Raw genomic sequence first — 14,473 nt, 5'->3', positions numbered from 1 at the left:
GGAGAATCTCCTCCCGGGCCGCAGGACTGTCAAGGGATGGACCCGCCGGCGGTCAGAGCCGCTCGTGCGGGAGCACCTGTCTGATGCGCTCGATGGGGGTCGCGGCGGGCACCTCGTTGTAGATGCCGGCGAGTTCCTGGCCCGACAGTGCGTGGATGGCAGCCATGATCTCGTCGGTCGCCGCGCGCCGCGCCCGGCCGGAGGACGCCGCGCCATGGCGCGAGAGGTCGAGCGGCTCGCCGAATCGCACGGTGACCCGCTGCCGGAGCGTGGGGAAGCGGGCTCCCACGGGCATGACGACGTCGGTGCCCACCAGACCGACCGGCACGACCGGTGCCCCGGTCTGCAGCGCGAGGAACGCCACGCCGGTCCGACCCTTGTACAGCCGGCCGTCCAGGGAGCGCGTCCCCTCGGGGTACAGGGCGACCGCGCGGCCGTCCTCGAGGATGCGGCGCTGCTGGTCGAGGGCGTCGAGGGCTGCTTGGCCGGCACCGCGTTCGACGGGGATCGCGCCGAGAGCGGAGAAGAACTGACGCGAACCCCAGGAGTCGAAGTAGCTCGCCTTCGCAAGGAAGTGCACCGGCCGTGGGGCGGCGACCGGGATCGCTATCGAGTCGATGAACGACAGGTGGTTGCTGGCGAAGATCACCGGTCCGGTACGGGGGACGAGGGAGCGCCCCTCGATCTGCGGGCGGTAGACCATGCGCGCCAGCGGGGCGACGATGACGCGCCCGAACGCGTACGCGGCGCCGGTGGTCTTCGTCGTCGAGGGAGCGTCCACTCCTCCGACCGCGGGGGGAGCGGCGTCGGATGTCACGCGAAGACGATACTCCCGTGTTCATGCTCGCCCGGGCATGCTCGGCCGCGGCCCCGCACTCAGGCGGTTGAAAGGCGGATGCATCAGGATAGGAGAGTCCCACCATCTTTCGAGAGGTTCCTCCGTGCGCATCCGACCGCTGGTCACCCTGTCCCTCGTCGCCGCCGCGACCGTCGTGCTGGCCGGCTGTGCCGGCGGCTCGCAGCCCGAGGCGAGCCCCAGCGGCACCGCGGGCGATCTGTGCGCTGCAGCCGCTCCTTCGGGCGACGTCTCCGAGGCGGTCACCGTCGAGGGCGACGAGGGAGCCGCACCGACGGCGACGTTCGAAGCGCCGCTGGAGATCACCGAGGCGCAGCGCACCGTCGTGACAGAGGGATCGGGCGACGAGGTCGCCGCGGGGGACTACGTCTCCTATGCTCTGAGCGCGTACGACGCGAGCACGGGCGAGCAGATCGGCGCGCTCGGGTACACCGAGGGCGAGCTGCTGCCGCAGGAGATCGCCGCGGAAAGCCCCCTCGGTCAGTCGCTGGGCTGTGCGACGGTCGGCACCCGGGTCGTCGCGGCGCTGCCGTCCACCGACGGTTCGTCGCCCGGGATCGTCTACGTGATGGATGTCACGGGCATCACCCCGCTGCAGGCCTCCGGCACCGACCAGGCACCCGTCGACGGCTTCCCGACGGTCGAGCTCGACGACGACGGCGCGCCCACGATCACCGTGCCCGACACCGAGGCGCCGACCGAGGTGCAACTGGAGACTCTCAAGCTCGGCGATGGCCCGGAGGTGCTCCCCGGCGACAAGGTGCTCGTGCAGTACCGCGGCGTGCTGTGGGACGACGGCACGGAGTTCGACTCCAGCTGGAGCCGCGGCGCCCCGGCCAGCTTCGTCACGAACGAGGTCGTCCCCGGATTCCAGCAGGCGCTGGAGGGCCAGACGGTCGGCTCGCAGGTGCTCGTCGTCGTGCCCCCCGCAGCCGGCTACGGCGACACGGCGCAGGGCGCGATCCCGGCCGGGTCGACCCTCGTCTTCGTCGTGGACATCCTCGCGACGCAGCATCCCGCCGCCCAGTGATCCCGGGCGCCGGCGGATAGGCTGACCGGATGCGCCGCGTCGTGATTCTGGGGTCCACCGGCTCGATCGGCACGCAGGCCCTGGACGTCGTCGCCGCTCACCGCGACCGCTTCGCCGTCGTGGGCCTCGCCGTCGGTCACGACCGGGAGACGCTGCGCGCGCAGGCGGCGCAGTTCGGGGTCGAGCACACCGCCGTCGGCGCAGCCGAGGCCGAGCGGCTCGTCCGAGACGTCGAGGCCGATGTGGTGCTCAACGGCATCACCGGCTCGGTCGGACTGGGCCCGACCCTCGCCGCGCTGGAGGCCGGGCGCACCCTGGCGCTGGCCAACAAGGAATCCCTGATCGTCGGGGGTGAGCTGGTGACCTCCCTCGCCCGCCCCGGGCAGATCGTCCCCGTCGACTCCGAGCACTCCGCGCTCGCCCAGGCGCTGCGCGCGGGGGAGCACGAGGAGGTGCGCCGGCTCGTGCTGACGGCGTCGGGCGGACCCTTCCGCGGCCGGTCGCGGAGTCGGCTCGCCGACGTGACGCCGGAGGATGCCCTCGCTCATCCGACGTGGGACATGGGCCGGGTGGTCACGACGAACTCGGCCACCCTCGTGAACAAGGGCCTCGAGGTGATCGAAGCGCATCTTCTCTTCGACATCCCTTACGACCGCATCGACGTCGTCGTCCATCCGCAGTCGATCGTCCACTCCATGGTCGAGTTCGTCGACGGGTCAACGCTCGCCCAGGCGTCGCCGCCGGACATGCGCCTGCCGATCTCGCTGGGCCTGGACTGGCCGCGTCGCGTGCCCGGAGTGGGCCGCCCGCTGGATTGGACCGTCGCATCCGCGTGGACCTTCGAGCCCCTCGACGACACGGCGTTTCCCGCCGTCGCCCTCGCCAAGCAGGTCGGACGGCAGGGGGGTACCTACCCCGCGGTGTTCAACGCTGCCAACGAACAGGCCGTCGATGCGTTCCACGAGGGGCGGCTGCCCTTCCTCGGCATCGTCGACACCGTCGCCCGGGTCGTCGAGGCGCACGACCCTCCCGCGGCGCTCACGCGCGAGTCCCTCGCGGCGGCGGAGGCGGATGCGCGCCGCGACGCCGATCGGGTCATCGCCGCCGCATCCTGAGTCCCGCTCCCCGAGAGTTCATCGCCTCGCCGAAAGTGCGCGAGCTACGGTGCCGCTTCGGCGAGAGCATGCACCCTCGCGGATCAGAGCGGCGAGTCGAACGGACGCTGCGGATCCGATGACGGAGTGGCGTCTTCGGGGTACGGCACCGGCCACTGCGGCTCGGGCACGGGCCACCCCGCCGCGCGGAGGGCTCGACGGGCGAGCTCGCGTGCGGAGTACGGCGTGCGGCGTCCGCGGATGTCGCGGTAGTCCTGGTGTCCTGGGCCCGCCCACAGGATGGCGTCCCCCTCGCCGACGAGGGCGACGGCCTCGGCGATCGCACGCTCGGGCGGCGAGTATTCGTGGATCTCCGCGTCGGGCTGGGCGCGACGGGCCCCCTCGAGGAGGGTGGCGCGGATGGAATCGGGGTCCTCGAACCGCGGGTGGTGGTCGGTCACGACGAGGATGTCGCTTCCCTCCACGGCGGTGCGGCCCATGTCGTGCCGCTTCGTGGCGTCGCGGTCGCCGTCGGCGCCGAACAGCATGAGCACGCGTCCCGGCGTCACCCGTCGGACGGCCGCGAGGGTCTTCTCGAAGGCGTCGGGGGAGTGGCCGAAGTCGACGTACACGGCCGGACCCCGCTCGCCGGAGACTCGCTGCGTGCGGCCGGGGAGATAGGCGTCGATCCGCCCGCCGTCCAGCGCCGAGGCGAGGCGCTCCCACGCGTACCCGGCGTCGAGCAGCATGACGATGGCGAGGCCCGCGTTCGACGCCATGTGCCGGCCGATGACCGGGACGACGGTCGTGAGGCTCCGCCCGCCGGGACCGGACAGCGTGAACTCCGTGCCGTCCTGACGTTCGTGGCGGATCTCGACGACCCAGTCGGCCTCGGCGGCGGCGGCGGGGTCGGCGGCGATGACGGGGGTGGCCACGGTCACCACCGGCACCTGTGCGCGGGCGACGACGTCGGCACCGGACGCCGAATCCAGCGACACCACGGCGCGACGCGACCGATCGGGCAGGAACAGCGGCAGCTTGGCCTCGAAGTACTCGGTCATGTCGGCGTAGTCGTCGAGATGATCGTGACTGAGATTGGTGAAGGCGGCCACGTCGAACAGCAGTCCGTCGACGCGGTGGCGGCTGAGCGCCTGCGCGCTCACCTCCACCGCGACGGCTTCGACGCCGCGCTCGCGCATGAGGGCGAGGAGCGCGTGGAACTCTGACGCCTCGGGCGTGGTCAGCCGTGAGACGATCACCTGCCCCGCGATGTGCCGCTCGGCCGTCGACGACAGACCCGTCACGACACCGAGCTGCCCGAGGATCCCCTCGAGGAGATGAGAGACGCTCGTCTTGCCGTTCGTGCCCGTCGTGCCGAACAGGAGCGGGAGGTCGTCGTCGGGCCCGGTGCCGTAGACCCACGCCGACAGCTCGCCCAGGAGCGCGCGGGGGTCGTCCACGACGATGATCGGGATCCCGGCGTCGGCGGCGAGGTGGGCGCCCGCCTCGTCGGTGATGACCGCTGCGGCGCCGGCGTCGGCCGCCGACCGCGCGAACTCGGCGCCGTGGCGAAGCGCCCCGCGGATGGCGACGAAGGCCTCGCCGGCGCGGAGGTCGGCCGTGGCGAGGGTGATGCCGGTGAGGACCACGCCCTCGGGAGCACCGACGACGCGCGTGGCGAACCGGGCGACCAGATCCGTCAGGAGCCGCTGCGGCGGCCGCTCCGGACGGAGCACGGGCGGGAGCGAGGGGGCGGCGTCAGTCGGCATGGCCGAACCATCCTCTCATCCGCGCGGGTCCGTGCACCGGCGCGCGCCGCGACCGCGGGGAACGGTCGCGGCGCACGCGTCACACACGGCGCCGGCGAAGGGCAGCGAGCGCCACCACGAGGGCGGCTGCTCCGAGGGCGAGACCGCCGCCGCCGAGCCACAACGCGGCCACGTCCGTACCGCCGGCGGTGTCGGCCGAGCCGGTCGGAGACGCCTCGGCGTCGTCGGCGTGCCCACCTTCATGACCGGTGGTGGAGGCGTCGCCGCCGGAGTGATGGTCGCCCTCGGGGGCGACGGCACCCACCGACACGACGGGCGCCGGCGATTCCGGCTCGTCCTCGCCCTCGGCGGCGATCTGCGTCCAGGCGGTGGAGCCGGTGACGCACTCCTGGGTCACCGGAAAGGCGACATCGGTCTCGGCGAGGGCAGCGTCGAAGCGCACGTCGAGCGCGACTTCGCCCTTGAGGCCCGATTCGACGGGGGTCTCGGCCGTGAAGGCGACAGCGGTGACGGTGCCGTTGTCGGCCAGGGTGCGCTCGATCGTCCAGCCACCTGCCGCGACGGGCACCACGTTGGTGACGCCGTCGGGGATGTCGACGACGATGCCGGTGGTGGGGGAGTCCTCGCATCCGTGGCTGAACGCGAAAGTGAGCGTGGTCGGCGAGTCGGCGGCCGCCGATGACGGGGTGACGTGGATGTGCGCCGAAGCGGCCAGAGGGGCGCCCACCGCCAGCGTGAGGCCGGCGGCCGCGCCCAGCAGGACGCGCGCGCGCCGGCGGGCGCGGGAGGGACGAGGGGAGGGACGGGTGGGTGACATTGTCGATCTCTTTCGAACGGATGCTGCGGCGCGCGGGCGCGCGACCGGGGCCCGCGCAGATGCGGGCGGATGCTCGGCAGGCATCGCCGAGCGGCGCCCGCTCAGAATGCGGGCGCGAGCGGCGAGGGGATCGACGGTGGCCCGCGTCGCGCCACCGTGCCGGTGAGCGGGCGGAGGCGCCGGATCGCGGGCGTGCGGAGGACAGCGACCCCTGCCGGCCCGCTCTCGGGGACGTCGGGAGTCCCGCCGATGCGTCCGAGGACGCGCGGGAGCCACGCCGCGACGGCACGGACGACCCGCTCCCCGCGAGCGACGACCGCGATGGTGAGCACGGCGGCGACGGCGTGCGCCGCGATCATCGGGGCGCCCGCGGTCGGAAGGAGCGCGGCCGCGTGCGGGATCCACGCCGGCGCGGAATGAACGTGGCCGCCCGTCGCCTGCCATGTCCCCAGGTCACCGGTCACGGCGAAGACGGTGTGGAAGATCGCCTGCGCGACACCGATGGTGAGGGCCGTCCGCCACAGCGCGATCCGCCGTCCGGCGAGGATCGTCGTCACGGGGAGCAACAGGCATGCCAGGACCGCGCAGAACAGCGGCGAGGGCGCACCACCGCCGGCCAGCGTGTGCGCGGTCGCCGCGGTGACCGTCGCGACCGCGGCGAAGGCCGCTCCGCGCACCGCCCGGGTCGACCGCGTGCTCACCCCCTCAGGCTAGGCCAGTCCGGAGCCGCCCCACGGCCAACTCAAAGGCTCCCGGCGGTAGCGTGATCGCCGTGACCGTTCTCCTGTTCGTCGTGGGCGTCGTCGTGCTCGTGATCGGGCTCGCCATCTCCATCGCGCTGCACGAGATCGGGCACCTGGCCCCCGCCAAGCTCTTCGGGGTGCGTGTCGGCCAGTACATGATCGGCTTCGGCCCGACGCTGTGGTCGCGCCGCGTCGGCGAGACCGAGTACGGGGTCAAGGCGCTGCCGGTGGGCGGGTACATCTCGATGGCCGGCATGTATCCGCCGTCCCCGAAGGAGCGCGCCGCGGTGGCGGCGGGCGAGCGCCCGGGCCGAGCCGGCGGCGGATTCTTCGCGACCATGGTGCAAGACGCCCGCGCCGCCAACGACGAAACCCTCGAGGGCGACGACGACACCCGCGTCTTCTACCGCCTGCCGGTGTGGAAGCGCGTGATCATCATGCTCGGCGGGCCGCTGATGAACCTCGTGCTCGCCGTGGTGCTCTTCGCCGTGCTCTTCAGCGGCATCGGCGTGGCCACCGCGACCACCACCATCGCCTCCGTGAGCGAGTGTGTGATCCCCGCCGACGCCGGGCGGGACGAATGCGCCCCCTCCGATCCGACAGCCCCCGCCGCCGAGGCCGGCATCCTTCCCGGCGATGTCCTGGTGTCCGTGGACGGCACGCCGGTCTCGACGTTCGCGGAGGCCTCGGAGATCATCCAGGCGCACCCCTCCGACCCGATCCCCGTCGTGCTCACCCGCGACGGCGAAGAGCGCAGCATCCGGCTCACCCCGGTGGCGACGACGCGCGCCGTTGTCGGGGACGACGGTCGCGCGGTCGTCGGCGAGGACGGCGAGCCGATTCTGCAAGAAGTGGGATTCGTGGGCGTCGGCGCGCAGGTGTCGAACGTGCCGCAGCCGATCTGGGCCGGCCCGCAGGCCGCTGTCGAGAACGTCGGCGCCGTCGTCGGCATCATGGCTCAGCTTCCGGTGCGCGTGTGGGACACGGCGGTGGATCTGTTCACCGGGCAGGAGCGCGATCCCAACGGGCCCCTCAGCGTCGTCGGCGCCGGGCGGCTGGCCGGCGAAGTGGCGGCGACCGACGCTCCGGTGCTCGACCGCATCGCGAGCCTCCTCGCGCTGCTGGCCTCCCTGAACATCGCGCTGTTCGTGTTCAACCTCATCCCGCTCCTGCCGCTGGACGGCGGACACGTCGTGGTGGCGCTGTGGGACGGGGTCAAGCGCTGGTGGGCGCGACTGCGCGGCCGGGTGGCGCGGCCGGTGGACGCCACCCGTCTGGTCCCCGTGACCTTCGTCGTCGTGGTTCTGCTGATCGGTATGGGCGGGATCCTGATCCTCGCCGACCTGTTCAACCCGATCTCGATCCTCTGAGCCGGGCCTCAGCCTCAGCCTCAGCCTCAGCCGAGAGCGTGGCCGACGAGCCGCTCCAGCGTGCGCATGCCGTCGCGTGACAGGATCGACTCCAGGTGGCCCTGCACCGAGGCGAAGCCCGCGCCGCGAAGGGCGTACACGTCACCGGAGACCGGATCGGCGGCGACCTCCGCGCCGGCCACCCCGGTCGATCCGACCGGGAGGCGCGCGGTGAAGGTGTTGTAGAACCCGATCGAGGCGGGCTCCCCGAAGACGTCCACGCTCAGCTGGAGCCCCTGATGCGGGCGCGCCAACGGCGCGAGGTCGATGCCGAGGGAGTCGGCGAGGATCTGGTGGCTGAGGCATACCGCGAGGAGCGGCTGCCCCGACGCGCGGCGCAGCGCGACGACCTCCCGCATGCGCTGCATCCGGGGGCTCGACGGATCGCGCGGGTCGCCCGGGCCAGGACCCGACACGACGAGGCCGGCGTTCTCCAGCTGGGCGTCGGTGACCTCCGACCACGGCGCGATGGTGACGGCGAACCCGAGGTGGCGCAACTGGTGGGCGAGCATCGTGGTGAAGCGGTCCTCGGCGTCGACCACGAGGGCGTCGCGTCCGGCGAAGGGGCCCTCGCCCGTCACGTCCTGCGGCTGCATCCAGAAGGCCGCCAGGCGCGTGTTGCGCGAGGCGAGCAGCTCGGCGATGGCGGGGTCGTCGGCAAGGGCGCGCGGCGCGGCACCCGGCGCATCCGGGTCCTCGGCCGGGGAGGCGGGGATCTCGCGCGGGATGGCGCCGATCGCGCCGAGCACGCCGGCCGCCTTCCCGTGGGTCTCGCTCACCTCGCCGTACGGATCGGAGTGGCGCACCAGCGTCGCGCCGACGGGAACCCGCAGGCGGCCGTCCATGAGGTAGGCCGTGCGGATGAGGATCGGCGCATCGAGGTCGTGCGTGCCGGCGGCGGTGGGGGTGAAGAGGGCTGCCACGCCCGAGTAGTAGCCCCGCGGGGTGGTCTCGTGACGCGCGATCACCACGCACGCGTTCTGCATGGGGGAGCCGGTGACGGTCGGCGCGAACATCGTCTCGCGGAGGATGTCGCGAGGGTCGAGGCGGCTGCGACCCCGGAGCATGTACTCGGTGTGGGTCAGGCGCGACATCTCCTTCAGATGAGGCCCCGTGATGCGCCCGCCGTCGGAGCACACCGCCGACATCATCTTCAGCTCCTCGTCCACGACCATGAAGAGCTCCTCGGTCTCCTTCGTGGAGCGGAGGAACTCGGTGAGGGTCGCGGCGGTCGCGCCGCCGGCGGGGTGACGGAAGGTGCCCGAGATCGGGTTCATCGTCACGGTGCTGAAGCCCGGATGCTCCGACTCGGCGCTCGCCGCGCTGACGTGCGCTTCGGGGCTGGCGCCGACGGCGACATGCCCGTCGGTGACGATCGTGAACGTCCAGTAAGCCCCTCGTTCATGCTCGAGGAGCGCGCGGAACCACGTCAGTGCGGCCAGCCGCGGATCGGCATCGACGCCGGCGACGAAGTCGCGGCGGATGACGAAGTTCGCGCCCTCGCCGCCGCCGATCTCGTCCGCGATCACCGTCCGGACGGTGTCGGCGTAGACCTCGTCGGGGATGTCGAAACCGGCGTCCTGGAGCGGGATCGGCGCCGTGGGCAGGGCTGCCATGACCTCTGCGCGCGGGAGAGTGTGATGCTCCTGGACCACGAGGCAGCGAAGCGGTGCGCCGTCGTCGTGGCTGACGAAGCCGCGCTCGCGCACCTGTCGATAGGGCACCAGCGCCAGGACCTCACGCGGACGGCCGGTCTCATCGGTGAGCGGGATGTCGGCCAGGAGCGCCACGTCCACGGTGCGTCCGGTGAGCACCTCGACGGTGTCGGCATCGCGGGCCAGCAGCGCGAACGGCGCATCGCCGGCGGAGAGCTCACGGAGGAGGGCGGCAGGGTCGGGGCGGGTCATGTCGGTCTTTCGTCGAAGGGGGCGGCCCAACGAAGAAGACCGCCCCGAGGGCGGTCTGTCGCGCGCGAACACACCGCCTAAACGGTGAGCCACCAGGTGCGGTTCGCGGACATGCGGCGAACCTACCACATCGGTGTATCGAGCCTCCTCGCAGGCGGGCGGCGTAGGCTGACAGACGTGCCAGCTGTGAACATCGGGATGCCCAAGATCCCCGAAGTCCTCGCCCCGCGGCGGAAGAGCCGGCAGATCCGAGTCGGCAAGGTCCTGGTCGGTGGCGACGCCCCGGTCAGCGTCCAGTCGATGACGACGACGCCGACCACGAACATCAACGCGACGCTGCAGCAGATCGCCGAGCTCACCGCATCCGGGTGCGAGATCGTGCGCGTCGCCGTGCCCTCCCAGGATGACGCGGACGTGCTCCACATCATCGCGGCGAAGAGCCAGATCCCGGTGATCGCCGACATCCACTTCCAGCCGAAGTACGTCTTCCAGGCGATCGACGCCGGTTGCGCCGCCGTGCGGGTCAACCCCGGCAACATCCGGCAGTTCGACGACAAGGTGGGCGAGATCGCCGCTGCCGCGAAGGCGGCCGGGGTGTCGCTGCGTATCGGCGTCAACGCCGGATCGCTCGACAGGCGTCTTCTGGAGAAGTACGGCAAAGCCACCCCCGAGGCGCTCATGGAGAGCGCGGTGTGGGAGGCCTCGCTGTTCGAAGAGCACGACTTCCATGACTTCAAGATCTCGGTCAAGCACAATGACCCCGTCATCATGGTGAAGGCCTACCGGCTGCTCGCCGAGCGCGGCGACTGGCCGCTCCACCTCGGCGTCACCGAGGCCGGCCCGGCGTTCCAGGGGACGATCAAGAGCGCCACGGCGTTCGGCATCCTGCTGTCGGAGGGCATCGGCGACACCATCCGGGTGTCGCTGTCGGCGCCGCCGGCCGAAGAGGTCAAGGTCGGACACCAGATCCTGCAGTCCCTCAACCTGCGGGAACGAAAGCTCGAGATCGTGTCGTGCCCGTCGTGCGGGCGCGCGCAGGTCGATGTCTACTCGCTCGCCGACAACGTCACCGAGGGACTGAAGGACATGACCGTGCCGCTGCGCGTGGCCGTCATGGGCTGCGTCGTGAACGGCCCGGGCGAGGCTCGCGAGGCCGACCTCGGCGTGGCTTCCGGCAACGGCAAGGGCCAGATCTTCGTCAAGGGCCAGGTCATCAAGACCGTGCCCGAGGCCGAGATCGTGGCGACGCTCATCGAAGAGGCGAACCGCATCGCCGCCGAGATGGGCCCCGGTGCCCCCCTCGGCACCGCCCAGGTCGTCACCGCCTGACCCGGGGGCCCCTGCGACGCGGCGGCCGTGTCGCGTGCAGCGAGGGCATGGCCACGCGTTCGCCGGTGGCATCCCGGGGCGATGCGGGGCATCCGCTACCGTCGGGAATCTCATGACCGACACCCCGCTCCCTCCCGCGCCGCTCTCGCGGCCGATCGTCGCCGGCATCGTCACGGCGCTCGTCGGGGTGACCAGCACCTTCGCGGTCGTGCTGACGGCGCTGGATGCCGTGGGCGCGACCCCGGGCCAGGCGGCGAGCGGCCTGCTCGCGCTGTGCGTGACGATGGGCGTGGCATCCATCGCGCTGGCGTGGCGATACCGGATGCCGATCACCGTCGCGTGGTCGACCCCCGGCGCCGCGGTACTCGCCGCCACCGGCGCGGTGGAGGGCGGCTGGCCCGCCGCCGTCGGCGCGTTCCTCGTCACGGCAGCGCTCATTCTGCTGACCGCCGCGTGGCCGCAGCTCGGCCGGCTCATCGCGCGCATCCCGCCGTCGATCGCGCAGGCGATGCTCGCCGGAGTGCTGTTGCCCCTGTGTCTCGCGCCGATCGGGGGGCTGGTCGCCAATCCCTGGGAGGTCGCGCCGATCCTGCTCGCGTGGCTCGTCTGCATGCGCCTCGCGCCGCGATGGGCGGCGCCGGTCGCCTTCGCCGTGGCGGCCGTGATCGTCGGAGTGCACGTGGCGGTTCGCGGCGGCGGACTCGACCCCGCGGCGCTGGTGCCGCGGATCGAGCTGACCATGCCGACCTTCACGCTCGGCTCGATCGTGGGCCTCGCGCTGCCGCTGTTCCTCGTCACGATGGCGTCGCAGAACGTCCCGGGCGTCGCGATCATGCGCAGCTTCGGCTACACCGTGCCATGGCGCGCGTCGATGCTCGTGACGGGCCTCGGCTCCGCCATCGGGGCGCCCGCCGGCGGCCACGTCATCAATCTCGCCGCGATCAGCGCGGCGCTGGCCGCGGCACCCGACGCCGACCCCGATCCGAAGCGGCGCTGGGTGGCCGGCGTGTCGACCGGCGTGTCGGCGATCGTCCTCGGCGGGCTGTCCGCGGTGCTCGTCGGGCTCGTCGTGGTCGCGCCGGAGGCGGTCATCCCGGCCGTGGCGGGCGTGGCGCTGTTCGCCGCCTTCGGTTCGGCCGTGCAGCAGGCGATCGACGACCCGGGGGAGCGCCTGCCGGCGGTCGTGACCTTTCTCGTCGCGGCATCCGGTATCGCCGTCGCGGGGGTCAGCGCCGCCTTCTGGGCGCTCGTGGCAGGGCTCGTCGTCCGGACCCTTCTTCACACGGGTCGCCGCTGACCATCGCGCCCCTCGCGAGGGGTCGCAAACGGCGGTTTGTGATGCGCCGGCAGCCGCGTGTCGCGACCCCTCGCGCGGAAGGCGACACCCTCCTTACCCGCGGCCGCGGCGAGCACCGCGACGGTCTCGAGGAATGGGCGCGCGCGCACCTTCCACTTCACCGGGAACGACGCCGCCCTCGGCGTCGTCCACACGCTGCCCGCGGGCGGGGAGCTTGTGGGGGATCGGGTCGGCGGGTCGTGGCATCGTTCCTCCGCGCCCCCGATCGGGCACGCGTGACCCACCCACCTCCGCGAAGGGTCCTGGGATGCGGCATGGGGTGCACCGGAATCGCCGGACGCGACCCCTCGCGAGGTGCGGGGGCCGCGTGCCCCCGACGGGCGGCGCGCTGAGGGGCGGCAGCCGCGCGCCTAGACTTGACGCTCGTGGTCACACGTCTCTCCACCTTCTTCCTCCGCACCCTCCGCGAAGACCCGGCCGATGCCGAGGTCACGAGTCACCGGCTGCTGGTGCGCGCCGGCTACATCCGGCGCAACGCCCCGGGGATCTTCGCGTGGCTGCCGCTGGGGCTGAAGGTCAAGGCGAAGATCGAGGCCATCATCCGCGAGGAGATGGCGAACGCCGGCGCCTTCGAGGTGCACTTCCCGGCGCTGCTGCCGCGGGAGCCGTATGAGGAGTCGGGGCGCTGGGAGTCGTACGGCGACGGGATCTTCCGGCTGCAGGACCGCAAGGGCGCCGACTATCTCCTCGCCCCGACGCACGAGGAGATGTTCACCCTTCTCGTGAAGGACCTCTACTCGTCGTACAAGGACCTGCCGCTGACGATCTACCAGATCCAGGACAAGTACCGCGACGAGGCGCGGCCGCGCGCGGGCCTCCTGCGCGGGCGCGAGTTCACCATGAAGGACGCGTACTCCTTCGACTACACCGACGAAGGGCTGGATGCCTCGTACCAGGCGCAGCGCGACGCGTACGAGCGCATCTTCACCCGCCTCGGCCTGGAGTACGTCATCGTCAACGCCGACAACGGCCTCATGGGGGGCGCGAAGTCGGAGGAGTTCCTGCACCCGATCACGGTCGGCGAAGACACCTTCGTCCGCTCCGGCGGCGGGTACGCGGCGAACGTCGAGGCCTTCACCACGGTGGTCCCCGAGGCGATCGGATTCGACGGGCTCCCCGAGCCGGTGATCTTCGACTCGCCGAACACCCCGACCATCCAGACCCTCGTCGACCACGCCAACGCCGTGCTCGAGGGGGAGTACACCGCCGCCGACACCCTCAAGAACGTCGTGCTCGCGCTCACCCACATCGACGGCACCCGCGAGCTCGTGATCGTCGGGATCCCGGGCGACCGCGATGTCGACGACAAGCGCGTCGAGGTGGCCTTCGCGCCCGCCGAGGTCGAACCCGCGACCGAGGCGGACTTCGAACGGCACCCGTTCCTGGTGAAGGGGTACATCGGTCCGTGGTCGCCGACGGGACCGGTGCTCGGCGAGGACTCGGCCACCGACATCCGCTACCTCCTCGACCCCCGGGTCGTCGACGGCACGTCGTGGATCACGGGAGCCAACGTCGATCAGAAGCACGTGCACTCTCTCGTCGCCGGCCGCGACTTCACGTCCGACGGTTTCGTGGAGGTCGCCAGCGTCCGCGCCGGCGACCCGGCCCCCGACGGTTCCGGCCCGGTGGAGCTTGCCCGCGGCATGGAGATCGGCCACGTGTTCCAGCTCGGTCGCTTCTTCGCCGAGACCCTCGGACTGAAGGTGCTCGACGAGAACGGCAAGCTGGTGACGGTCACCATGGGCTCCTACGGCATCGGCGTGACCCGCATCCTCGCGATTCTCGCCGAGCTGAACAACGACGAGAAGGGTCTGATCTGGCCCGCCTCCGTCGCGCCCTTCGACGTGCACGTCGTGGCGACCGGCAAGGATGCGGTGGCCTACGAGCTGGCGGAGCGCCTCGCCGCCGACCTCGAGGCGGGGGGACGCGACGTGCTGTACGACGACCGTCCCAAGGTTTCGCCCGGGGTGAAGTTCGGCGACGCCGAGCTCGTCGGGGTCCCGCAGATCGTCATCGTCGGCCGCGCGGCGGCGGACGGTCAGGTCGAGCTGTGGGACCGCCGCACGGGGGAGCGGGAGACCGTCCCCGTCGCCGAGGCGGTCGCCCGCCTCACCGCCTGACGTCCGCGGTATCCGCCGTTCCCCGCGCCTCGGTGCGGTCGC

Annotated in this window: 11 protein-coding genes; 6 read left to right on the top strand and 5 right to left on the bottom strand. The window is 72.2% G+C overall.

The genetic code is table 11. The features are described from left to right. Positions 1-52 precede the first annotated feature (52 nt). Complete coding sequence (locus tag ACTU3I_RS10885; protein ID WP_442926397.1) at positions 53-781, bottom strand: lysophospholipid acyltransferase family protein; 729 nt, start codon at positions 779-781, stop codon at positions 53-55. 160 nt (positions 782-941) lie between these two features. Here ACTU3I_RS10885 and ACTU3I_RS10880 point away from each other — a divergent pair, with 160 nt between their 5' ends. Together ACTU3I_RS10880 and dxr are read left to right on the top strand one after the other, a co-directional pair. After that, positions 942-1,886, top strand: coding sequence for an FKBP-type peptidyl-prolyl cis-trans isomerase (locus ACTU3I_RS10880; RefSeq protein ID WP_442925706.1), 945 nt, complete (start codon positions 942-944; stop codon positions 1,884-1,886). A gap of 29 nt (positions 1,887-1,915) precedes the next feature. After that, entirely contained in the window at positions 1,916-3,001 is a 1,086-nt protein-coding gene (gene dxr / locus ACTU3I_RS10875; RefSeq protein ID WP_442925705.1) for a 1-deoxy-D-xylulose-5-phosphate reductoisomerase, read from the top strand. An 83-nt stretch (positions 3,002-3,084) separates the two neighbouring features. Here the strand turns inward: dxr and ACTU3I_RS10870 are convergent, their stop codons facing one another. The 3 genes from ACTU3I_RS10870 to ACTU3I_RS10860 form a co-directional block, all read right to left on the bottom strand. Continuing rightward, complete coding sequence (locus ACTU3I_RS10870; protein WP_442925704.1) at positions 3,085-4,749, bottom strand: Mur ligase family protein; 1,665 nt, start codon at positions 4,747-4,749, stop codon at positions 3,085-3,087. Between the two features lie 79 nt (positions 4,750-4,828). Further along, complete coding sequence (locus tag ACTU3I_RS10865; protein ID WP_442925703.1) at positions 4,829-5,566, bottom strand: DUF1775 domain-containing protein; 738 nt, start codon at positions 5,564-5,566, stop codon at positions 4,829-4,831. Between the two features lie 101 nt (positions 5,567-5,667). Continuing rightward, a complete protein-coding gene (locus ACTU3I_RS10860) occupies positions 5,668-6,267 on the bottom strand; it encodes a hypothetical protein (protein ID WP_442925702.1) in 600 nt (199 codons plus the stop codon). Between the two features lie 71 nt (positions 6,268-6,338). Between ACTU3I_RS10860 and ACTU3I_RS10855 the strand changes: the two genes are divergently transcribed. Beyond that, a complete protein-coding gene (locus ACTU3I_RS10855) occupies positions 6,339-7,679 on the top strand; it encodes a M50 family metallopeptidase (RefSeq protein ID WP_442925701.1) in 1,341 nt (446 codons plus the stop codon). Between the two features lie 26 nt (positions 7,680-7,705). Here ACTU3I_RS10855 and ACTU3I_RS10850 read toward each other — a convergent pair whose 3' ends face one another. Continuing rightward, positions 7,706-9,625 (bottom strand): anthranilate synthase family protein, encoded by a 1,920-nt coding sequence (locus ACTU3I_RS10850; protein ID WP_442925700.1) that lies wholly within the window; start codon positions 9,623-9,625, stop codon positions 7,706-7,708. 198 nt (positions 9,626-9,823) lie between these two features. Between ACTU3I_RS10850 and ispG the strand changes: the two genes are divergently transcribed. The 3 genes from ispG to ACTU3I_RS10835 all read left to right on the top strand — a co-directional run bounded on the left by ispG (position 9,824) and on the right by ACTU3I_RS10835 (position 14,431). Continuing rightward, positions 9,824-10,954, top strand: coding sequence for a flavodoxin-dependent (E)-4-hydroxy-3-methylbut-2-enyl-diphosphate synthase (gene ispG / locus ACTU3I_RS10845; RefSeq protein WP_442926396.1), 1,131 nt, complete (start codon positions 9,824-9,826; stop codon positions 10,952-10,954). A gap of 112 nt (positions 10,955-11,066) precedes the next feature. Next, on the top strand, positions 11,067-12,251 hold the full coding sequence (locus ACTU3I_RS10840; RefSeq protein ID WP_442925699.1) for a benzoate/H(+) symporter BenE family transporter: 1,185 nt from the start codon (positions 11,067-11,069) through the stop codon (positions 12,249-12,251). Positions 12,252-12,676: 425 nt separating this feature from the next. Beyond that, on the top strand, positions 12,677-14,431 hold the full coding sequence (locus tag ACTU3I_RS10835; RefSeq protein WP_442925698.1) for a proline--tRNA ligase: 1,755 nt from the start codon (positions 12,677-12,679) through the stop codon (positions 14,429-14,431). Positions 14,432-14,473: the final 42 nt, after the last annotated feature.

Origin of the sequence: Microbacterium sp. RD1, from assembly GCF_052220165.1 — a bacterium.
Taxonomy (GTDB): Bacteria; Actinomycetota; Actinomycetes; order Actinomycetales; family Microbacteriaceae; genus Microbacterium.
The sequence above is the reverse complement of the archived record's forward strand: the minus strand, read 5'-3'. Positions and strand labels throughout refer to the sequence as shown.